This window comes from Aminobacter ciceronei (genome assembly GCF_014138625.1).
Taxonomy (GTDB): Bacteria; Pseudomonadota; Alphaproteobacteria; order Rhizobiales; family Rhizobiaceae; genus Aminobacter; species Aminobacter ciceronei.
The window spans coordinates 85,085-106,069 of record NZ_JACJHY010000016.1; the positions used below are offsets into that span (position 1 = coordinate 85,085).

Annotated in this window: 22 protein-coding genes; 13 read left to right on the forward strand and 9 right to left on the reverse strand. The window is 64.2% G+C overall.

The genetic code is table 11. The features are described from left to right. Positions 1-5: 5 nt before the first annotated feature. From urtD to urtA, 4 genes are all read right to left on the reverse strand, one after another. Positions 6-752 carry an urea ABC transporter ATP-binding protein UrtD gene (urtD, locus tag HNQ95_RS17185; RefSeq protein ID WP_067967237.1) on the reverse strand — a complete coding sequence of 249 codons (747 nt, stop codon included), beginning with the start codon at positions 750-752 and terminating at the stop codon, positions 6-8. 4 nt (positions 753-756) lie between these two features. Then, positions 757-1,908, reverse strand: a complete 1,152-nt coding sequence (gene urtC / locus HNQ95_RS17190) for an urea ABC transporter permease subunit UrtC (protein ID WP_182574699.1) — start codon at positions 1,906-1,908, stop codon at positions 757-759. Then, positions 1,905-3,524, reverse strand: a complete 1,620-nt coding sequence (gene urtB, locus HNQ95_RS17195; RefSeq protein WP_154384442.1) for an urea ABC transporter permease subunit UrtB — start codon at positions 3,522-3,524, stop codon at positions 1,905-1,907. The genes urtC and urtB overlap by 4 nt, the downstream gene beginning before the upstream one ends. 70 nt (positions 3,525-3,594) lie before the next feature. Next, complete coding sequence (gene urtA / locus HNQ95_RS17200) at positions 3,595-4,866, reverse strand: urea ABC transporter substrate-binding protein (protein ID WP_246340830.1); 1,272 nt, start codon at positions 4,864-4,866, stop codon at positions 3,595-3,597. A 371-nt stretch (positions 4,867-5,237) separates the two neighbouring features. On the opposite strand from urtA, the gene HNQ95_RS17205 reads away from it, so the two are divergent. Beyond that, positions 5,238-6,020 (forward strand): SDR family NAD(P)-dependent oxidoreductase, encoded by a 783-nt coding sequence (locus HNQ95_RS17205; protein WP_154384444.1) that lies wholly within the window; start codon positions 5,238-5,240, stop codon positions 6,018-6,020. A 29-nt stretch (positions 6,021-6,049) separates the two neighbouring features. On the opposite strand, the gene HNQ95_RS17210 is transcribed toward HNQ95_RS17205, so the two are convergent. Both HNQ95_RS17210 and HNQ95_RS17215 read right to left on the reverse strand, forming a co-directional pair. After that, positions 6,050-6,847 (reverse strand): DUF1365 domain-containing protein, encoded by a 798-nt coding sequence (locus HNQ95_RS17210; RefSeq protein ID WP_067967248.1) that lies wholly within the window; start codon positions 6,845-6,847, stop codon positions 6,050-6,052. After that, complete coding sequence (locus tag HNQ95_RS17215; RefSeq protein WP_312870941.1) at positions 6,844-8,202, reverse strand: NAD(P)/FAD-dependent oxidoreductase; 1,359 nt, start codon at positions 8,200-8,202, stop codon at positions 6,844-6,846. The genes HNQ95_RS17210 and HNQ95_RS17215 overlap by 4 nt, the downstream gene beginning before the upstream one ends. A gap of 260 nt (positions 8,203-8,462) precedes the next feature. On the opposite strand from HNQ95_RS17215, the gene HNQ95_RS17220 reads away from it, so the two are divergent. The 3 genes from HNQ95_RS17220 to HNQ95_RS17230 are packed head-to-tail and all read left to right on the forward strand — an operon-like array spanning position 8,463 to position 10,094. Beyond that, positions 8,463-9,005, forward strand: a complete 543-nt coding sequence (locus tag HNQ95_RS17220; RefSeq protein ID WP_067968396.1) for a sigma-70 family RNA polymerase sigma factor — start codon at positions 8,463-8,465, stop codon at positions 9,003-9,005. After that, positions 9,002-9,652: a ChrR family anti-sigma-E factor gene (locus HNQ95_RS17225; RefSeq protein ID WP_182574697.1), complete on the forward strand. Its 651-nt coding sequence runs from the start codon at positions 9,002-9,004 to the stop codon at positions 9,650-9,652. The genes HNQ95_RS17220 and HNQ95_RS17225 overlap by 4 nt, the downstream gene beginning before the upstream one ends. 25 nt (positions 9,653-9,677) lie before the next feature. Next, entirely contained in the window at positions 9,678-10,094 is a 417-nt protein-coding gene (locus HNQ95_RS17230) for a DUF2177 family protein (RefSeq protein WP_067967258.1), read from the forward strand. Between the two features lie 143 nt (positions 10,095-10,237). Here the strand turns inward: HNQ95_RS17230 and HNQ95_RS17235 are convergent, their stop codons facing one another. Further along, the gene (locus tag HNQ95_RS17235; protein ID WP_154384445.1) at positions 10,238-11,131 is read right to left on the reverse strand and encodes a LysR family transcriptional regulator; all 894 of its coding nucleotides are present in this window, start codon (positions 11,129-11,131) and stop codon (positions 10,238-10,240) included. Positions 11,132-11,227: 96 nt separating this feature from the next. Between HNQ95_RS17235 and HNQ95_RS17240 the strand changes: the two genes are divergently transcribed. From HNQ95_RS17240 to HNQ95_RS17275, 8 genes are all read left to right on the forward strand, one after another. Then, positions 11,228-12,679, forward strand: a complete 1,452-nt coding sequence (locus HNQ95_RS17240) for an aldehyde dehydrogenase family protein (protein WP_154384446.1) — start codon at positions 11,228-11,230, stop codon at positions 12,677-12,679. A gap of 4 nt (positions 12,680-12,683) precedes the next feature. Continuing rightward, on the forward strand, positions 12,684-13,676 hold the full coding sequence (locus HNQ95_RS17245) for a membrane dipeptidase (RefSeq protein ID WP_067967262.1): 993 nt from the start codon (positions 12,684-12,686) through the stop codon (positions 13,674-13,676). Further along, a complete protein-coding gene (locus HNQ95_RS17250; protein ID WP_182574695.1) occupies positions 13,676-15,370 on the forward strand; it encodes a hypothetical protein in 1,695 nt (564 codons plus the stop codon). The genes HNQ95_RS17245 and HNQ95_RS17250 overlap by 1 nt, the downstream gene beginning before the upstream one ends. Further along, positions 15,367-15,936, forward strand: a complete 570-nt coding sequence (locus tag HNQ95_RS17255; RefSeq protein WP_154384448.1) for a DUF3726 domain-containing protein — start codon at positions 15,367-15,369, stop codon at positions 15,934-15,936. Before HNQ95_RS17250 ends, HNQ95_RS17255 begins: the two co-directional genes overlap by 4 nt. Positions 15,937-15,959: 23 nt before the next feature. After that, positions 15,960-16,949: an Ldh family oxidoreductase gene (locus HNQ95_RS17260; RefSeq protein ID WP_246670716.1), complete on the forward strand. Its 990-nt coding sequence runs from the start codon at positions 15,960-15,962 to the stop codon at positions 16,947-16,949. A gap of 102 nt (positions 16,950-17,051) precedes the next feature. Continuing rightward, the gene (locus tag HNQ95_RS17265) at positions 17,052-18,056 is read left to right on the forward strand and encodes a glycine betaine ABC transporter substrate-binding protein (RefSeq protein WP_154384449.1); all 1,005 of its coding nucleotides are present in this window, start codon (positions 17,052-17,054) and stop codon (positions 18,054-18,056) included. Between the two features lie 140 nt (positions 18,057-18,196). After that, positions 18,197-19,069 (forward strand): ABC transporter permease, encoded by an 873-nt coding sequence (locus HNQ95_RS17270; RefSeq protein WP_182574694.1) that lies wholly within the window; start codon positions 18,197-18,199, stop codon positions 19,067-19,069. A gap of 4 nt (positions 19,070-19,073) precedes the next feature. Beyond that, positions 19,074-20,318, forward strand: a complete 1,245-nt coding sequence (locus tag HNQ95_RS17275; protein WP_067967283.1) for a quaternary amine ABC transporter ATP-binding protein — start codon at positions 19,074-19,076, stop codon at positions 20,316-20,318. 42 nt (positions 20,319-20,360) lie between these two features. Here the strand turns inward: HNQ95_RS17275 and HNQ95_RS34100 are convergent, their stop codons facing one another. Further along, positions 20,361-20,534, reverse strand: coding sequence for a hypothetical protein (locus tag HNQ95_RS34100; RefSeq protein WP_246787058.1), 174 nt, complete (start codon positions 20,532-20,534; stop codon positions 20,361-20,363). Between the two features lie 24 nt (positions 20,535-20,558). Between HNQ95_RS34100 and HNQ95_RS34205 the strand changes: the two genes are divergently transcribed. Continuing rightward, complete coding sequence (locus tag HNQ95_RS34205) at positions 20,559-20,705, forward strand: GMC oxidoreductase (protein WP_312883587.1); 147 nt, start codon at positions 20,559-20,561, stop codon at positions 20,703-20,705. Here the strand turns inward: HNQ95_RS34205 and HNQ95_RS33695 are convergent. Next, entirely contained in the window at positions 20,698-20,898 is a 201-nt protein-coding gene (locus HNQ95_RS33695) for a hypothetical protein (protein ID WP_067967287.1), read from the reverse strand. The two genes, HNQ95_RS34205 and HNQ95_RS33695, sit on opposite strands and share 8 nt — an antisense overlap. Positions 20,899-20,985 lie beyond the last annotated feature (87 nt).

Sequence of the window (20,985 nt, forward strand, 5' to 3'; positions counted from 1 at the left end):
CATCGTCAGCGCCCCAGATAGACTTCGACGACACGTTCGTCTGACGAGACGAAGTCGAGCGTGCCTTCCGACAGCACGGAGCCTTCGTGCAGGCAGGTCACCTTGACGCCGAGCTCGCGGACGAAATGCATGTCATGCTCGACGACGATGACCGAATGCGTCTCTGCGATGTCCTTGAGCAGGCGGGCGGTCTCGAAGGTTTCGGCGTCCGTCATGCCGGCTACCGGCTCGTCGACGAGCAGCAGCTTCGGGTCCTGCGCGAGAAGCATGCCGATTTCGAGCCATTGCTTCTGGCCGTGCGACAGGCCGGCAGCCGGCTCGTTGCGCCGGGCTCCGAGCCGGATGACGCCGAGGATGTCGTCAATGCGCCGGCGGTCGGCTGCCGAAGAGCGATAGAAGAGTGCCGGGAAGATCGAGCGCTGCCCCTTGAGCGACAGTAGCAGGTTGTCCTCGACAGTATGGTTCTCGAACACCGTCGGTTTCTGGAACTTGCGGCCGATGCCCATCATAGCGATCTCGGCCTCGTCATGACGCGTCAGGTCGATCTGGCCGTCGAAAAAGACCTCGCCGCTGTCGGGACGGGTCTTGCCGGTGACGATGTCCATCATCGTCGTCTTGCCGGCGCCGTTGGGGCCGATGATGGCCCGCATCTCGCCCCTGTCGAGCACCAGCGACAGGTCGTTGATGGCGCGGAAGCCGTCAAAGGCAACCGACACGCCGTCGAGATAGAGGATGGTTCCGCTCATGCTCATCCCGTCACTCCGCCGGCTGGGGCTCGGTCCGCGCGGCGGCCTTGCCTTCGGCCGGCACCGCGCGCGTGGCCCGCATCTGCTGCCACCGGTCCCACAGGCCGACGATGCCGCGCGGCAAAAACAGGGTGGAGGCGATGAACAGGCCGCCAAGTGCGAACAGCCAGAGTTCGGGCAAGGCGCCGGTGAACCAGCTCTTGGCGGCATTGACGGCGATGGCACCGACAATCGGCCCGACGATGGTTCCGCGGCCGCCGACTGCGGTCCAGATCACGACCTCGATCGAATTGGCAGGATCGAATTCACCGGGGTTGATGATGCCGACCTGCGGCACGTAGAACGCGCCCGCTATGCCGGCCATCATGGCCGACAGCGTGAAGGCGAACAGCTTGACGTTCTCCGCCCGCCAGCCGAGGAAGCGCGTGCGGCTCTCCGCATCGCGCACGGCCATCAGAAGCTTGCCGTATTTCGAACCGACCACCAGCCAGGTGACCAGCACGCCGAGCGCCAGCGCTACCGCGCTCGCGGCAAACAGCGCCGAGCGCGTTTCGCTTGCCTGGACGCTGAAGCCAAGGATGTCCTTGAAGTCGGTCAGGCCGTTGTTGCCGCCGAAGCCCATGTCGTTGCGGAAAAAGGCAAGCAGCAGGGCATAGGTCATGGCCTGGGTGATGATCGACAGATAGACGCCGGTGACGCGGCTGCGGAAGGCAAACCAGCCGAACACGAAGGCGAGCAGGCCCGGCACGGCCATGACCATCAGCGCTGCGAACCAGAAGTGATCGAAGCCGAGCCAGTACCAGGGCAGTTCCTTCCAGTTGAGGAACACCATGAAGTCGGGCAGGTCAGGGTTGCCGTAGACGCCGCGCGCGCCGATCTGGCGCATCAGATACATGCCCATGGCGTAGCCGCCGAGGGCGAAGAAGGCGCCGTGGCCGAGTGACAGGATGCCGCAATAGCCCCAGACGAGGTCGAGCGCGAGCGCAAGCAGGGCATAGCAGAGATATTTGCCGGCCAGCGCCACGACGTAGCTCGGCACGTGGAAGGCACTCTCGGCCGGCACCGCGAGATTGAGCACTGGCACGATGACCGCAGCCGCGAGCAGCGTGGCGATGGTGACGGCGATGCGCCGGTCGGAGGAAAACAGGCGACGCGCGATCATGCTTCCACCGCCCGTCCCTTGAGCGCGAACAGGCCGCGCGGCCGCTTCTGGATGAACAGGATGATCAGCACCAGCACCAGGATCTTGCCGAGCACCGCACCGGCGTAAGGCTCGAGGAACTTGTTCAGAACGCCAAGCGTCATCGCGCCGATGAAGGTGCCCCAGAGATTGCCGACACCGCCGAAGACCACGACCATGAAGCTGTCGATGATGTAGCCCTGGCCGAAATTGGGCGAGACATTGTCGATCTGGCTCAGCGCCACCCCCGCGATCCCTGCGATGCCCGAGCCGAGTGCGAAGGTGAAGGCGTCGACCCATGGCGTGCGGATGCCCATCGAGGCGGCCATGCGCCGGTTCTGGGTCACCGCGCGCATGCGCAGGCCCCAGCTCGTCCGCTTCATGATGAAGACCAGCAGAAGGAAGACGGCGAGGCAGAACAGCACGATCCAGAGCCGGCTCCAGGTGATTGTCAGCTGGCCGAGCTGGAACGCGCCGGCCATCCAGCTCGGTGCGCCGACCTCCTGATTGGTCGGGCCGAAGATGGTGCGGACAGCCTGCTGCAGGATCAGCGAGACACCCCAGGTCGCCAGAAGCGTTTCGAGCGGGCGGCCATAGAGGAAACGGATCATGCCGCGTTCGATGGCGAGGCCGACGCCGCCGGCGACGAGGAAGGCGGCAGGCAAAGCGATGGCCAACGACCAGTCGAACAGGTCGGGCGCGAAGGCGCGGATCGCCTGCTGCACGACGAAGGTGGTGTAGGCGCCGAGCATGACCATCTCGCCATGGGCCATGTTGATGACGCCCATGACGCCGAAGGTGATGGCGAGGCCGATGGCTGCGAGCAGCAGCACCGAGCCGAGCGAAATGCCGTACCAGACGTTTTGCGCCACCTGCCAGGCGGCCATGCTGGTCTCGATCTGCGCGACCGAGCGGGCGGCCGTCTCGGCCAATGCGCCGGTGCTTGCGGCCTGGAAGGCTGTCAGCTGGGCCAGCGCGTCGCTGTCGCCGCGGTTTGCAAGAACGGCGATGGCAGCGCGTTTTTCGGCCTCGCCGAGGTCGGAAACCAGGACTGCGGCGGCGCGGGCCTGGGCAAGCGCTGCTTTGACCGTGGCGTCGGTCTCGCCGGCAATCGCTGCGTCGAGAGCTGGCAACGCCGTCTTGTCGGGGCGCTTGAGCATGGTGCTTGCCGCCGACAGCCTCACAGTTGGATCGGCCGATCCGAGGGTAAGCCCACCCATGACGTCGCGGATGGTGCGGCGGAGCGCGTTGTTGACCTTGACCTTGACAATATCGGCCTTCGCAGCTGTGCCGGCTGCCGTTCCGTCGAGCGGATCGGACAGCGAAAGCGTCTGGCCATCTTCCTTGCCTGTGAAGACGCCCTGGTCGGACTTTCTGACATAGAGGTTGCCGTCGGCCAGGGCCGACAGGATGCGCTCGACGGCCGGCTCCCCGGTGGCGGCAAGATCGCGGACGACGGATTCCGTCTCCTGGAAGTTTGTCGTCGTGGCGAGCCGGGTGAGCAATGCCCGCAAGCCCGCCTCGTCGGCATGGGCAAGCGACGGCAGGCTCGCGCAAATGACGGCAATGGCCAGGACTAGACCGCGGACGAACTGCATCTGGAATGGTACCTGTGTGCGATTAGGATTGGGGTGCCGGGCGAGATAGCCTGCCCGGCACCTTGATGGGCTAGTTGGTCGTGCCCTTGCCGCCGCACTTGCCGGTGGCGACGTTAAAGTTTCCGCACGACATCGGCGCGCGCCAGTCGGCTATCAGGTCCTTGGAATCGGGCAGGTAGTCGGACCATTCGTCGCCGACCACGAGGCCCGCGGTCTGCCACACCGTCTCGAACTGGCCGTCGGCCTGGATCTCGCCGATCAGAACCGGCTTGGTGATGTGGTGGTTGGGCATCATTGTCGAGAAGCCGCCCGAGAGGTTCGGCACCGAGACACCGACGATGGCGTCGATGACGGCGTCCGGATCGGTGGTACCGGCCTTCTCGACCGCCTTCAGCCACATGTTGAATCCGATGACATGGGCTTCCATCGGGTCGTTGGTCACCCGCTTGTCGTTCTTGGTGTAGCCCTTCCAGGCCGAGATGAACTCGGCGTTGGCGGGGCTATCGACTGACTGGAAATAGTTCCAGGCGGCGAGATGGCCGACCAGCGGCGCGGTGTCGAGGCCGGCGAGTTCTTCCTCGCCGACCGAGAAAGCGACCACCGGAATGTCCTCGGCCTTGATGCCCTGGTTGCCGAGCTCCTTGTAGAACGGCACGTTGGCGTCGCCATTGATGGTCGAGACGACGGCGGTCTTCTTGCCGGTCGAGCCGAACTTCTTGATGTCGGAGACGATGGTCTGCCAGTCGGAATGCCCGAACGGCGTGTAGTTGACCATGATGTCCTCGGCGGCGACGCCCTTCGACTGCAGATAGGCCTGCAGGATCTTGTTCGTCGTCTGCGGATAGACATAGTCGGTGCCGGCGAGCACCCAGCGCTGCACGCCTTCTTCGTTCATCAGATAGTCGACGGCAGGAATGGCCTGCTGGTTGGGCGCGGCGCCGGTGTAGAACACGTTGCGCTGGCTTTCCTCCCCTTCATACTGGACGGGATAGAACAGCAGGCTGTTGAGCTCCTCGAAGACCGGCAGCACCGACTTGCGTGACGACGAGGTCCAGCAGCCGAAGACGGCGGCGACCTTGTCCTGCTCGATCAACTGGCGTGCCTTTTCGGCAAACAGCGGCCAGTCCGAGGCCGGATCGACGACGACGGCCTCGAGCTTCTTGCCGAGCAACCCGCCCTTCTTGTTCTGTTCTTCGATGAGGAACAGCATCGTGTCTTTCAGCGTCGTTTCTGAAATCGCCATCGTTCCGGACAGCGAATGCAGCACGCCGACCTTGATGGTGTCGTCCGCCGCCGCGGAGGGCGACGCCAGGCTGAGCCCGGCGCCGACTATCCCGGCCATGGCTGCGGCGGTCCAGTTTGCGAAATGTCCCCTCATTACCATTCTCCCATTTGGCTTTGTTGCACTGAACAATGTCATGCAACCGTCATGCCAATCGCTCAGGGCCAGTTTGGAGGCAGGGAAAGTCGCGCATTTTCATAAGGTTGGCCTAATGCACCCGAAGGCATGGCTGCTCATGCCGCCAGCCGGTGTCCCAGGATTTGTGCATTGCACAGCAGATATTGCCAGTTTTTTGCCCAGATCTGATTTTTGCATAAACTATGAGCAATAGTGCCCTCGCGGCTATGCCGGCCGTCGAGATGCTGGGAGCCATGAACCAATCCCCGGCTTTGCTCGTAAGAGAGGGAGAACGGGCATTCCGAGGAGCAGCCATGCGCCGGAACAACGATGCTGGGCGGGTCGTGAGCAACAGGCGGCTGGCGTGGGTCACTGGCGCCGGCTCCGGCATCGGCCGCGCCTTGGCGTTGCGGCTTGCCAGCGAAGGCTGGCAGGTCGTGGCAAGCGCGCGGACGGCGAGCGATCTCGCCGAACTGGCCGCCGAGGCGCCGGGTCGTATCCGTGCATTTCCGCTCGACGTGACCGCCGAGGCGACCGTACTCGAGACGGTTGCCCGCATAGAGGGCGAAATCGGGCCGATCGATCTCGCCGTGCTGAACGCCGGCACCTATGCGCGCGACGCCGCCGCTGAGTTCGACGCCGGCGCCTTTCGCGCCACCGTTGACGTCAATCTGATGGGCTGCGTGCATTGCCTGGCTGCGCTGATGCCGCGCATGCTGGCGCGCCAGGGCGGGCACGTTGCCGTGGTGTCTTCGGTTTCAGGCTTCGTCGGCCTGCCGGGCGCTGCAGCTTATGGCGCGACCAAGGCAGCGCTGATCAACATGTGTGAAGCGCTCCACCCTGAACTCGCGGCTCGGAACGTGCGGCTCAGCCTCGTCTGTCCGGGTTTCGTCGACACGCCCCTGACACGGAAGAACGATTTTCCGATGCCGTTCATGATCTCGGCAGACGCTGCGGTCGACCACATCATGGCTGGCCTGAAATCGCGGCGTTTCATGACCGCTTTTCCATGGAAGATGGTGCTGTCGATGAAGCTCCTGGCGGCGATGCCAGAGCGGCTGCGCTTTGTGATCACGCGGCGCATGGTCCGCGACTGACGGCACGGCGAAGGTCGGTGGACCCGGCTCTATTGCGCGTGTTCCGGAACCCTTGTCGTCACGACGGTGGTGCTGATCTTTTGAACTGCGGCGTTGTGCCGGTGGACGGGGATGCCCTTCCACCAGATGCGCAGCGCCTCCCAGTGAATGCCAAGCGTCACCTTCAGCGTCATCAGCGGGTAGCGGAAGAGGGCGCCGAGCAAGGCGCGGTCGGTGAGCTCTTGACGCCTGCCGGCAAAGGAGGCGGCAAGAAGTGGGCCTTCGGCGTCCGATTCATCGATGCGCACCAGGACCCTGTCACCGGGCGGCTCGATGTGGAAGCGGTAGAAGCAGGACATCGGCATGAAGGGCGAGACGTAGAGTTCCTTTGCGCAGCCTTGACGTATCGGGCCGCTCGCTCCGGCGTCGACCGGAATGACGTAGGTGTGGCGTTCGCCGAAGGTGTTGCAGACCTCGTAGAGGATCGCCCTGAGCGGGCCATCGGGCGCGTGGCAGAAATAAACCGTCAGCGGATTGAAGACGTAGCCGAGGATTCGGGGATAGCAGAGCACCCGGATGCGCATGCCGCTCTCCAGCCTATCGGCCTTGGCCAGTTGCGCCTCTACCCAGCCGCGCAGGCCGCTGGCGCTGCCGTCGCCGTGGTCGGCATCCCAGAAGCTGAGGATTGCGCAGCGGTTGTAGCCGAACAGTCGGGAAGTCACGCTGACACCGGGCATTTCGTCGAGATCGAGCAGCAGCGAGAAGACGCGGTAGTGTAGCCTGTGGCGACGCGGCCTGAGCCGCGTATGCGTGACCGTGCCAGAAAACAGCGCGGAGCGCAGGCTCATTCGGCTGCCTCCAGCCGGGGCATCAGCGCAATTCGCCCGGATTCGTCGCGCACCTTCCATGGTCGCCTGATGTCCGCGAGACTTTCGGCAACAGCGAGGCCGGATTGCAGGCCGTCCTCGTGGAAACCGAAGCCGAAATAGGCACCGCAGAACCAGGTTTGGCGTCGGCCCTGCAGGCGCCAGAGCTGCTGCTGGGCGTCGAGCGCGCGCTGGTCGAACAGCGGATGGGTGTAGTCGTAGCGCCCGATGATCTTTGCAGGATCGATCTGGCGCGTCGGGTTGAGCGTCACGAACAGGGGATGGCGCATGTCGAGGTTCTGCAGCCGGTTCATCCAGTAGGTCACGCATAGCGGCTGGCTGTTGTCGTCGCGGTCCTCGCCGATATAGTTCCAGCTTGACCAGACCCGCTTGCGTCGCGGCATGAGGTTCTCGTCTGAATGCAGCACCGCCAGATTGTTGGTGTAGCGGAAGGCGCCAAGCAAAGCCCGCTCCTGCTGGTCGGCGTCGGAGAGCAGGTCGAGCGCCTGGTTGGCATGAGTGGCGATGACGACATCGGTGAAGGTGTCGGCATGTCCCTTGGTGTCGGTGACGACGACCCGGCCGTTCTTGCGCGCAATATTGCCGACCGCCGTGCTCAGCCTGATGTTGTCGGCGCAGTTGGCGCTCAGCCGGCGAACATATTCCCGGCTGCCGCCAAGCACGGTTCGCCACTTCGGCCGGTCGGTCAGGCTGAGCAGGCCATGGCTGGCGAAGAACCTGACGAAGGCGAGCAGTGGGTAAGCGCGCATGTCGCGTGCCGTTGTTGACCAGATCGCTGCTCCCATCGGCAGCAAATGGTCCTCGACGAAAGCCGGAGCATAATCGTTGCGATCGAGATATTCGCCGAGGCTGACGCCGTGCAGGTCGGCGCGAATGAGCAGCGCCGGCGCCTCGCGGTAGAAGCGCAGGATGTCACGCATCATTCGCCAGAAGCGCGGCCGGATGACATTGCCGCGCTGGCCGATCAGGCCGTTGAGGCCGGAGCCCGAATATTCGAGCTTGCCGCCTTCGAGCGAGGCGGCGAACGACATGTTGGAAGCTGCCGTCGGCACGCCGATTTCACGGAACAGGGCGACGAGGTTGGGATAGTTGCGCTCGTTGTAGACGATGAAGCCGGTGTCGACGGGCAGGGCGCCGTTGTTGGTCGGAACCATGACCGTATTGGAATGGCCGCCAAGGCGAGGCTCGCTTTCGTAGAGCGTGACATCAAGCTTTCGGCCGAGCAGCCAGGCTGCCGAAAGACCTGATATGCCGGATCCGATGACGGCGACGCGGCGCGCGTGATCGGGCAATTCCTTGCTGGTGTCGATGCTCACGTCTCGCCTTTCCGCTGCGCCTTATGCTGCTGGATACGGAGCGCAGGCCCCGGCGGATCGCTGGGACGCGAAATTTTTCCGAAGCGAGTGATCCGGCGGTCGCTCGCCGGCGTACCAACAGCATGAACACGGTCGTTTCCATCGGCGTTCCGGCGTGGCAGAAACGCTTCAAGGCGGGGCATTGGCGCTCCGTGCCATGGCATGGTGATTTGGGAACTGCCGACATGAACCGCCCGACTGGCGTCGACGATGGTTCCGACATGCGAGAACTGCTGTGCGCTGTGGGTGCCCGGCGGGACATCGAAGCTTATGAACAGCTGTTTCGCCACTTCGCACCACGCGTGAAGGCCTACATGGCGAGGACGGGTGGCAACGGCCAGCAGGCCGAGGAACTGATGCAGGAAACCATGATCGCCGTGTGGAACAAGGCGGAGCGTTACGATCCGGCGAAGGGGGCGGCGTCGACCTGGATCTTCACCATTGCGCGTAACCTGCGCATCGACGCTTTCCGGCGTGAAAGGCGACCGGAATTCGACCCGGAAGATCCCGCCTTCGTGCCCGACGATGTCGCTCCCGCCGATGCCGAGCTCGACATGCGCGAGACATCGGAACAGCTTCACCATGCAATTGCAGCCCTGCCTGCGGAACAGGCGTCGCTGCTCAAACTGTCGTTTTTCGAAGACCAGTCGCACAGCGCGATCGCGCAGCGCCTGAACCTGCCCCTCGGGACGGTCAAGTCGCGCATGCGCTTGGCCTTCGACAAGTTGCGGGCCGCGCTCGCCCGCTCCGGAGACGTGTCGTGACCATTCGTCACCATATCAGCGACGACCTGCTCATCAGCTATGCCGCCGGCAGCCTGGCTGAGGGCTGGAGCATTGCGGTGGCTACGCATCTCGCGCTGTGCCCAGCCTGCCGGCGTCGCCTGACAGTGGCCGAGGCCGTCGGCGGCGAGTTGCTCGATACGATGGAAGACGAGGCCTCGGTCGACCAGTCCTGGGCCAGCGTGCGCAGCCGTTTGCAGCAACCCGAGACCGCGGCCGCCCGCCAAAGCTCTGTTGGGCACAGCGGCGGCTTGCCGGAGCCGTTGCGCTCCTATGTCGGTGGCGATTTCGACACGCTTAAATGGCGGCCGCTCGGACGCGGCGCGTACCAGATCCCTATCAAGACGGGCGATCGCGAAACCATGGTCAGGCTGCTGCGCATTCCCGCCGGCAAGCCGGTGCCGGAGCACAGCCATGGCGGCCGCGAGCTGACGCTGGTGCTGGCCGGCAGCTTTCATGATGGCACGGGTCTGTTTGCGCGTGGCGACCTCGAGGACGCCGACGCCAGCCTGACGCACCAACCGGTAGCTACGCCTGAAGCCGACTGTATCTGCCTTGCGGTGACCGACGCGCCGCTGCAGTTCCGCAGCTGGATCATGCGGGCGATCCAGCCTCTGCTTGGGATTTGACCGGTCCGTTGTTCGAAAGCAGCCTATGATCGCCAGCTACGCCACTGCCTACGTCGCCACTGCCATCGTCTTCTTCGGCCTCGATTTCCTGTGGCTGTCGACCATCTCGACGAACTTCTACCGCAGCCGCATCGGCGCCCTGCTTCTCGACCAGCCCCATTTCGGCGTCGCCGGCCTGTTCTACCTCGTCTATGTCGCAGGCATCGTGCACTTCGCGACAATGCCGGCGCTGAACGGCGCGAGCTGGACGACAGCGCTGATCAATGGCGCTCTTCTCGGCCTCGTCGCCTACGGCACCTACGACATGACAAACCTGGCCACGCTGAAGAACTGGTCGGTGACGGTCAGCGTCGTCGACATGGCCTGGGGCGTCGCTCTCACCGGCACTGCCGCAACGATCGGGTATCTGGTCACCGCCTGGGCGATGGCCAGGCCGAGCTGATGAGGGCTGCCTTTCGCGGCATAGCCAACAGGCAAGGCAGGAGCCGAGGTCGTCTTCATCGACCCGGTGGCGCTGGCAGGCTTGATCGCTCTCGATGAGAGAGCGACAGCCGATCGGCGAGGCATAACGGTCAGGGCGATCACCTAGTCTTCGAGGCGACTTGCAACCAGTGCCGGGATTTCTTTCAGGGCGAAGGCACGGAAAGCAGCGGCCACGGGTGAGGGCGAGACGTCTCGCCGTTCGACCAGTCCGACTTGCCTGCTTGCCGCCGCATCGGCCAGTTCGAGCACCGCCACGCCATCATGGGCGCCATGCATGGTCAATGACGGCAGGATGGTCAGGCCGAGCCCGGCCTTCACCAAAGCAACCAGCGAGGTGACGTTGTAGACGGTCATCAGCGACCGTGCGGAGAGCTGCTTGTACGCCTCCGCATCGATCCTGTCGGATGCGCCGTTGCGGATCAGCGTCGCGCCGTGCAGATCGCTCCATTCGACAGGACGTTCGAGCTGGCAGAGTTCGTGATCGTCCTTGCAGAGCAGCTTGAACCGGTCGCTGAACAATGGCGTGAATTCGACGCCGCCGCCAGCACGGCTCTCGCCGGCAATGCCTATGTCGGCGACGCCGCTTTCCACCATGCGCCGCACCTGGGCACTGTCGATGTCAAACAGTTCGACCTCGACCTGTGGTCGGGTTTCCAGGAACCGCTGCAGGATGGGCGGCAACACGTTGGTGGCGACCGAGGGTACCGAGGCAATCGACAGGCTGCCGATGCGGCTATGCGCGAAAGCCCGCATGATGCCGATCGACTTGTCGAAGCTGCGGATCTGCTCGCGGCCGAGATCGAGCATCAGATTGCCAAGCGCCGTCAGGCTGTTCTTGCGATCGGTCTGGAACAGCGGTCCGCCGATCTCGTCTTCCAACTGCTTGAGGGTCATCGAAACGGCTGAGGCCGTGCGGCCAACCGTATCGGCTGCGTCCTTGATGTTGCCGCTCTCGGCAACCGTGACGAAGACCCGCAATGCTTCCAGTTTGATCATCACACCAACTTCAATTCTTCTGAAATTGATAACAGAAATATATGCTTGATTGAAGTGGGGCGGTGGCGGATTTTCAGGCGAGCAATGGAGATCGACATGGCAGAACGCTACGCCAATCTGATCGGCGGCCGGTGGCGGCAGGGCGATCGCTTCCACGAAAATCGCAGCCCGTCCGATGTCACCGACCTGATCGGTCTATATGCCCAGGCCGATACGGGCGATGTCGACGAGGCGGTCGCAGCTGGCCGGGCGGCGATGCCGGCCTGGCGGGCGACCGGGCTCGAACAGCGTCAGGCCATCCTCAACAGGATCGGCAATGAACTGATGGAGCGGTCAGCCGAACTGGGTGGGCTGTTGTCGCGCGAGGAGGGCAAGCCGCTGGCGGAAGGTCGCGGCGAGGTGTTCCGCGCCGGCCAGTTCTTCACCTATTACGCGGCCGAGGTGCTGCGGCAGCTTGGCGAAAACGCGGAATCGGTGCGTCCCGGCATCGAGATCGACATGCGCCGCGAACCGATGGGGCTGGTGGCCGTCGTCTCGCCCTGGAACTTTCCGACCGCCACCGCCAGCTGGAAGATCGCGCCGGCGCTTGCCTATGGCAATGCCGTCATCTGGAAGCCCGCCAACGAGACACCGGCCTCGGCCTGGGCTCTTGCAGAGATCATCCATCGCGCCGGCCTGCCGGATGGGGCGTTCCAGTTGCTGATGGGCCCAGGCGCGGTTGTCGGCAACGGGCTTGCCGGCCACCCAGGCGTAGATGCCATCACCTTCACCGGCTCCTACGAGGTTGGCTGCCAGGTGGCCGTGGCTGCAGCCGCGAGACTGACGAAGTTCCAGCTCGAGCTCGGCTCCAAGAACGCGCTGCTGGTGATGGATGATGCCGACATCGACCTGGCTGTGGCGGCCGCCGTTGGCGGCGGTTACTCGGGCACAGGCCAGAAATGCACCGCGTCCTCGCGCCTCGTCATACATGAGAGCATCCACGATGCCTTCGTCGAGAAATTGGCCGCTGCCGTCGGTGGCTTGAAGGTCGGTCACGCCCTGGCGGATGGCACGCAGGTCGGTCCCGTCGTCAGCGCGCGCCAGCTTGCGGCGAACCTTGCCTGGATGGATCGTGCCCGGACCGCTGGCGCCGAAGTGGCGGTTGGTGGCGAGCGGCTGCAACTTGCCCATGACGGCTTCTACATGGCGCCGGCGCTTTTGACCGGGACGACCAATGCGATGGACTTCAATCGCGAGGAAATGTTTGCGCCCATCGCTGCCGTGCAGAAGGTCGGCTGCTATGACGAAGGGCTCGCCGCCGTCAACGACACGCGTTTCGGGTTGGTCGCCGGCATCTTCACCCGCTCGCTCGCTCGTGCCAGCCATTTCCGGCGACATGCGGAGACGGGCTGTGTCACCGTCAACCTGCCGACGGCGGGAACCGACTATCATGTGCCGTTTGGCGGCCGGAAGGGCTCGAGCTTCGGCTCGCGCGAGCAGGGCCGCTCGGCGGCCGAGTTCTACACCCAGGTCAAGACAGCGTATATTCGAGCAGGGGAGCCGGAGTAAGGTCATGGACGCGAAGATCGCCAGCCCTGTCGTCGACTGCCTGCAATATGCCAACTGGAGTGCGGACGTCTTCGCCCAGATGCGCGCGGGCGGCGTGCATGGGGTACATGCCACCATCGCCTATCATGAGAATTTCCGCGAGACGGTGGCGAACATCATTGCCTGGAACCGCCATTTCGAACGCCATTCTGATCTCATCTTTCCAGGTCGCGCCGGCAGCGACATCGAAAGGGCGATGCGGGAGGGGCGCACGGCCATCTTCTTCGGCCTGCAGAACCCGTCGCCGATCGAAGACGACATCGGCCTGATCGAGGTCTGCCATGCGCTTGGCGTGCGCTTCATGCAGCTGAGTTACAACAACCAGTCACTGCTTGCCACCGGCTGCTACGAGGGCGAAGACCCCGGCATCACCCGCTTCGGGCGCCAGGCGATCGCCGAGATGAATCGTGTCGGCATGGTCGTCGACATGAGCCATTCCGCCGAGCGCTCGACGCTTGAGGCAATCGAGCTCTCGGCGAGGCCGATCGCCATCACCCATGCCAATCCGCACTGGTGGCATCCGGCCTTACGCAACAAGTCCGATACGGTGCTTAAGGCGCTGACGCGATCGGGTGGCATGCTCGGCCTGTCGCTCTACCCCCACCACATGAAGGGCGGCTCGAACTGCACGCTGCAGAGCTTCTGCGCCATGGTCGCGGAGACCGCTTCGCGTTACGGCGTCGCGCATCTCGGCATCGGCAGCGATCTCTGCCAGGACCAACCGGACTCGGTGGTCGCCTGGATGCGCAATGGCCGTTGGTCGAAGGTCACGGACTATGGTGAAGGCTCGGCTTCGGCGGCCGGCTTTCCGCGGCAGCCGAGCTGGTTCACCAGCAATGCCGACCTTGGCAATCTCCGTGACGGGCTGTGCAAGGTAGGCTTCTCCAATGAGGAAGTCAGCGACATCATGGGTGGCAACTGGCTTCGGTTCTACACCCAATCGTTTGGACCGATGTGATGGCCAACAGGGCAACAGCCATTGCGACCGCGCCGCAGCTAGCCATGCGCTCGCCCGACGTCGTCATGCGCCTGCGGCGGATGGGCGCTTCCTTTCCGACACGGCTCAGCTTCCTGCGCACGCTGATCCGGCGTCTTGCTTCAAGCGGTGCGACGGTGCGCCGCCCGGTCTGGAGCATGGACGACAACGGGTTCGGCGATGCGGTCTACACGCTCAGGCTGGGTGGGCACGACTACAGCCTTGTTGCCTTTTCCTGTCCGCTTCCCGACGAGCAGCGCTCCGACCGCGTCATCGCCGAGGCCTGGGACACCAGCTTCGTGCTTTATGACGGCATTCCCGACAAGGCCGAGATCGAACGGCTGCGGGAAAATGCGCCGCGCCAGGAGGCGGGGCGTTTTGGACCGCGCGACCTGGTGCTGAGCCGCGCCAACAAGTCCGTGCGTTTCTTCGAGCATGTCGTCGACAGCCTGGCGCGTGGGCGACAGCCGGAACGCGACCGGCTTGGTGAAGTCGGCTATCTCCTGCGCACCACCGCCGTCTACGGCAACGGCAAGTTCGGCATCGCCGACCGTTGCGTGCTGGCGGAACGCGAGGGGCTCACCGGTCCCTTCCAGGCCGAGATGCTGACGGTCTGGCTGATCCGCGAATTCTCCCACGATCTCGTCGAGCACGTTGCCAGGCGCCGCTCGCCGGAAACCTTCGTGCCGCTTGCGCCGGAGCTGCGCCGCCACATCGGAGTCGGCAACTCCACCGGTCTCGGCATGGCGCCGTTCCTGGCCAATCATCCGCAGCTGCTGAACAACTGGGTATTTGCGCGCGAGACCGCGCTGGCGCGGGTGCGGGCGAAACGATACCTGGATGCTGCCGCGCTGGATCGGCTCGGCGATCTCTGGCGGCAGGCGGGCAGGCATCTCGATCAATGGTCGGTCGAAGACGATTCCTTGATGGCGCGCATCCTGGGCCTGCGTGGAGAGTGGGCCGAGGCTCAGGCATGGATCGACCCCGCTCGCCTGCGGGCCGTATCGTCGCCGGTGGCGTCACTGCTCGAGCGCTCGCAATTCATGTCGGTGGACTTCCAGGAGTTGCTTGCAGCGCTTGTCATCGAAATGGCGGGGGCAGAAAACGACGATCTCACAGACGGCATGGCAGCGGTGCGGGAAACGACGCTGCAGCCAGGCATGAGGCTTCCGGCGCTTCGCAGGCTGCTGCGTGATCACTATGGCTGGGCACTGACGATCGCGTTCGACAGGCCGGCGGAAACCGCCCAGTTCTGGTATGTTTCGGAGGAGAAGCTGGAGCCCCGGCTTGGCCGCCGTGCCGCCGAAGCTGGCGCCGATCTCGAGCTTCCGCTCGACATCGCCCGGCAGGTGCAGCGCCTTGCCGCCGACCTTGAGGACGAGGCGGAAACACAAACCGTCGCCGCGTTCCTTGCCCGCTTCCCTCAGCATCGCCATGCGGTACGCCGCATACAGATGGCGGCGATCGCACCCTATTCGGAAATCCGCGACAACCTGCTCTCGGACCGCTGCCTGCCGATCAACATGCTGCGCTGCAAGCTTGCCTTTTTCGGCGCATCGAAATTCGACCCGCGTTCGGATCGCTGGACACGCATCACACTTTTTCAGGGGGCGCCGACGCGGGACGAAATCGCTGCCGGCGAAACCGACGATTGCTGGCTTCCGGTGCTCAGATGACGACGATCCTGCTGTCCTACAACGAAGTGCAGACGCTCGCCCGCAAGGCAGCCTGCGGCGCCGGATTGCCTCATGGCGTGGCGGAGGATGTCGGCCAGGCAGCCGTCTGGCTCTCGGCGCGCGGCATCGACGCTGTCGGGGTCGTGATCGACGCGCTTGGCAGCCAAGCGGAGGTTCTCGGCGACCAGTCGGCCATCGATGCACTCTGCTGTGGTGAAACTGCCGAGATTGCGTTCGAGGGACGAAGCTGCAGCTTGATGCTGATCGGCCTCGCCGGAGCGGTGGCTGCCAATACGGCGATGAACCTCACCCTGCGTTATGATGGCGGTGTGGAGCCGCTGGCGCTGGCGGCGAATCCTGCGGAACTGGCCGCGTCGGCGTTGAGCCTGCGGCTGCATTCCCCACCCGACGGCGGGATGCCTATGCCGCGTCGATCGCCGCGACCGGCTGCGACGGACGCTGCGGCCTACGCGGCAGCGCTCGGCCTTGCGGCGAGGACCTATGTGCCGGCCTCGGAACTGTCGCGGGCCCAGGGCGCCGGCGCGGGCACCACCGACAACGATTGAGGGATTTCATGACGGAGCGGACAATGACGCTCGCCGCGGTCGAGCAGCTGTGCCTGCGTGCGCTGACCGCAGCGGGAGCCAGCGAGGACAATGCGGCGGCCGTTGCCCGATCGACGATGCTGGCGGAGCGCGACGGCATCCGCAGCCACGGCCTGCTCTATGTGCCGATCTATGCCGATCATGTCCGCTGCGGCAAGGTCGACGGAAAGGCACGGCCCGCCGTGTCGCAGCCGCGCCCAGGCGCTGTGGTCGTTGATGCGGCGACCGGTTTCGCCCATCCCGCCATCGACGCCGGGTGGGATCGTTTCATTGCCGCCGCACGGCGCAACGGCGTCGCTGCAATGACGGTGTTCAATTCCTACAATTGCGGCGTAGTTGGCCACCATGCCGAGCGTATCGCCGAGGCGGGACTGCTCGGGTTGTGCACCACCCATGCGCCGGCGTCGATAGCGCCGCCGGGCGGGCGCCTGCCGGTGATCGGCACCAATCCGTTTGCGCTTGGCGCTCCGGATGGCGCAGGCGGTGCCGCGCTGGTGCTCGACCAGTCGGCGAGTGTGGTGGCGAAATCGGAGATTCTTCTGCGCTCGCGGGAGGGCCGGCCGATCGAACCCGGGTGGGCCATCGACGAACATGGCGCTGACACGCTGGATCCGGCTGCCGCTCTGAAGGGCTCGATGCTGCCGGCCGGCGGCCACAAGGGTTTTGGTGTCGGACTTCTCGTCGAAATCCTGGCGTCCTGTCTTGCCGGTGCCGTTCTCAGCAAGGATGCCAGTCCGTTTTCCGGAACGGCGGGCGGGCCGCCGAGAACCGGACAGTGTTTCATCGCTTTTGACCCCAGGGCGTTTTCGACGGGCTTTTCACATCAGGTCGCAAGTCTCGTGGCAGCTATCGCCAATCAGGGCGATGTCCGCCTCCCGGGTAGCGGCCGCCAGGCTGCGCGGCGCCGCAATGAACGGGAGGGCGTGCGGGTCGATGCCGGCCTCGTGGATCGGATCGAAACACTCTGCCGCTAAAGTTTTTCTGAAATCCGGATCAGTTATTTCGGTTTGATAAAAGTGACTGCTTTCGACATCGTATCCCTCGAGGCCATCACAACGACAACAAAGGGAACTGCGATGAAGCTCAAGACATCCATTCTTGCGGGAGTTTGCCTTGCCTGCATGGTGCTCGGCAGCAATGCCGCCGAGGCCACGGAATGCGGGACGAAGGACCCGATCACGATCGCCGAAATGACCTGGCTGTCTGCCGGTACGCTCGCCTATGTCACCAAGGAGATCCTGGCCGAAGGCTATGGCTGCAACGTCCAGATCGTGCCCGGCGATACCGTGCCGACCGCATCTTCCATGCTGGCCAAGGGAGAGCCTGACATCGCACCCGAGCTCTGGGTCTCCACCGTCAAGTCGACATGGGACCAGATGTTGGCCAAGGGAACCGTCTACAAGGCGGGAGACATCTTCGCCAGCGGCGGCCAGGAAGGTTGGTGGATTCCTGACTACATCGCCGAGGCTCATCCGGAAATCCGCTCCGTCAGCGATCTCAAGAACAACTGGCAGGTGTTCGAGGACGCGTCGAGCCCGGGCAAAGGCCGCTTCTATGCCTGTCCGCCCGGCTGGGGTTGCGAGATCATCACCAACAATCTGGTCAAGGCGCTCGACCTGGAAGCGACCTACGAGGTCTATCCGACCGGCTCGGGTGCGAACCTCAAGGCGATGATCGCCAGGCAGGTCTCGCGCAAGAAGCCGTTCATCGGCTGGTACTGGGGCCCGACCGAAGTGATCGGCAAGTACAAGCTCAAGGTTCTCGAGATGCCGGCCTACGACCAGGCAAAATTCACCTGCCTCACCGATGCCAAATGCGAAAAGCCGGAACTGACGGGCTGGGCGGTCGGTGAAGTTGCGGTCGCGGCCACCACCAGCCTCAAGGACAAGGCGCCTGCCGTGGCCGAGTTCCTGTCGAAGATGCAGGTGCCCAACGTCGAGATCAGCGACGTGCTGGCCTGGGGCGACGACAACAAGGCTTCGCCCGAGGAAGTCGCCGCCTATTTCTTCAAGAACTACGAAACGATCTGGACGAAATGGGTCCCGGCCGATGTCGCCGAGAAGGTGAAGGCTGCGCTCTGATCGCAGCCTGGCGGCCGCGTATCTTCCCCCGGGCGCGGCCGCCCCTTCGCATATGATGCCCATGGCGCTTGTCCGCGGAACGTCGGCAACTGGCCGCCTCCGCGAGAGCCGCGGGTTGCCAACCTTGAAAGGGTCATGCCGTGGCAGACAATTTTCCCGAGCTTCTGGACACGCGCGGGCTCCGCTTCGCGATCGATGACGGTTTCAGCTGGGTCGTTGCCAATTACGGCGACACGCTCGAGCGGTTGCTTGCACCGCTGCTCAAGCTGCTCGGTGCCATGGAGGCCTTCCTGCAATGGTTGCCCTGGTATGTCACGATCGCCGGCATCGCCCTTTTGACCTACTCGGCCTCGCGTAACCTGCGAATGACGGGCAGCGCGATCGTCATGCTGTTCTTCATCGGCGCTGTTGGCCTGTGGAACGACGCCATGGCGACTGTAGCGCTGATGCTCGCCGCGACCGTTGTCGCCGTTGTGGTTGGCATTCCGCTCGGCATCGTCATGGCGCGGTCCGACAGGCTGCGCTCGATTGCCTTGCCGTTGCTCAACATCATGCAAACGCTGCCGATCTTCGTTTATCTGATCCCCTTCGTCATGCTGTTCGGGCCGGGCAAGATCCCGGCCATCCTCGCCACCGTCTTCTTCGCCATTCCACCTGTCATCAGGTTGACCGATCTCGGCATCCGCCAGGTCGACGGCGAGGTGGTCGAGGCGATTGTCGCCTTTGGTGCGACACCAAGCCAGAAGCTGGTGAAGGTCCAGATCCCGCTCGCCCTGCCGACCATCATGGCCGGCATCAACCAGACGACGATGATGGCGCTGTCGATGGTGGTCATCGCATCGATGATCGGCGCCGGCGGGCTCGGCTACCAGGTGTTGCAGGGGATCCAGCGGCTGGAGGCAAGCCGTGGCCTTGTCGCCGGCATCGCCATCGTCTTCCTCGCCGTGATTTTCGACCGCATCGCACAGTCCTACGGCAGGCGTGCCCAGAAACACCTCGAGCACGGGGAGTAGGATCGTGACCGTTTCGGACGTGAAAATTCAGGTCGATGAGGTCTACAAGATCTTCGGCAGCCGGCCGGACGATGCAATGGCTGCACTCCACGCTGGCGCCGGGAAGGCCGAGGTCCTGAAGAAGACCGGCTGCATCGTTGGCCTCAGGGGGATCGATTTCTCGATCCGCCGCGGCGAGACCTTTGTCATCATGGGGCTTTCGGGCTCCGGGAAGTCGACGCTGATCCGTCATTTCAACCGGCTGATCGAGCCGACGGCCGGCCGCATCCTGGTCGACGGCCGCAACATCATGGACATGAACGCCAGGGAATTGTTGGCGTTTCGCCGCAGCGGCATTTCCATGGTGTTCCAGCGCTTCGGTCTGCTGCCGCATCAGACGGTGCTGGAGAACACGATCTGCGGGCCGATCCTGCAGGGCGTGGATCGGCGCGAGGCGCTGACACGCGGCATGGAGCAGCTCGAACTCGTCGGCCTCAAGGGGTTCGAGCACCGCTTTCCCCGCCAGCTCTCGGGCGGCATGCAGCAACGGGTTGGCCTCGCCCGGGCGCTTGCGACGCAGGCAGACGTGCTCTTGATGGACGAGGCCTTCAGCGCGCTCGACCCGCTGATCAAAAGCGACATGCAGGAACAGCTGAAGCAGATCCAGGCACGGCTGAAGAAGACCATCATCTTTATCACCCATGATCTCGACGAAGCCCTGCATCTCGGTGATCGCATCGCCATTCTGAAGGATGGCGAGCTGCGCCAGGTCGGCACCGGCGAAGAGATCCTGTTCCGCCCGGCGGACGACTATGTCGAGCGTTTCGTCCGCAAGGTCGACCTGTCGCGCGCGCTCCATGCCAACGACGCCTTTGCCAAGGTTCCCGTTTTGGCGCAGGCGGAAGCCACCGGCGGCCGGGCGGCCGCGCTGTTGCGCCAACATCCGGCGGTGATCGTCACGCATGGTACGGAGATGCGCGTTGTTACCTCAGGCGAGCCGGATAGTGCGAAGAGGGCTGCATGCATCGACGCTGCGGCGACACTTCGCCAGAGCTTTCTGCTCCTGGCGGATGAAGATGCCGTCGTGGTCATGGACGGTGGAGCGCCCGCCGGAGTCCTCACTCGCGAATTGGCATTTAAGGCGCTGTGTCGGTCGAGCGGCGCCGCCTACTTGGACCATCGCCAGAGACCGCAGGTGCTCGATGATGTTGTAAAGCGATCATCGAATGCGGCCGATGATCGCCTGGGCCAGGGTCTCTGCCGCGCGTGAGGCGCGAGCGGGGGTAGGCGATGTAAAACGGATCCTCGAAGGTCATGCGCTCGGGCAGCAGGAGCTGCAGATCGCATTTGCCACCGACTCCTCGGCATAATGGTCGGGGAGAAAGCCGATGTAGGCGCCGGAAAGCAACAGCAGCAGCGTGCCTTCCATGTGCGGGGTCGCCGCAGCCCAGGCGAAATCGACGCCGCAATTTGGAGTTTCGGTCACGTAGGTGCGCCCCGGCCCCAACATGTGCGCGACAATGGCGATATCGACGCCTGGGTGCGCGAGACGATGGAAAGCACCTACCACCCTTGCGGCTCGTGCCGCATGGGCGAGGATGCGATGGCCGTCGTCGACGGCCAGCTGAAGGTGAGGGGCATCGAGGGCCTCAGGTGATCGACAGTTCGGTCTTCCCGACCGAGCCGAACGCCGACGACATCGTGCGCGGCAACCTCCTGCTCGCCGCATCGAACGCCGCCATCGGGATCGCGCCCGGCGTCGGCCGGACCCAGCGCGCCAGCGAGCCAGCAGCCGGTTTCGTCGCCTTCAGCCTGAGCGCCGTAGCATGGGCGTGCAGCGTGCCTGGCACGCATCTGACGACTACTGCGCCAACGCCGTCAACGATTTCGACAACTCTTCCATCCGCGCGTCGTTGTTACCCGATGCGGACGGCGTA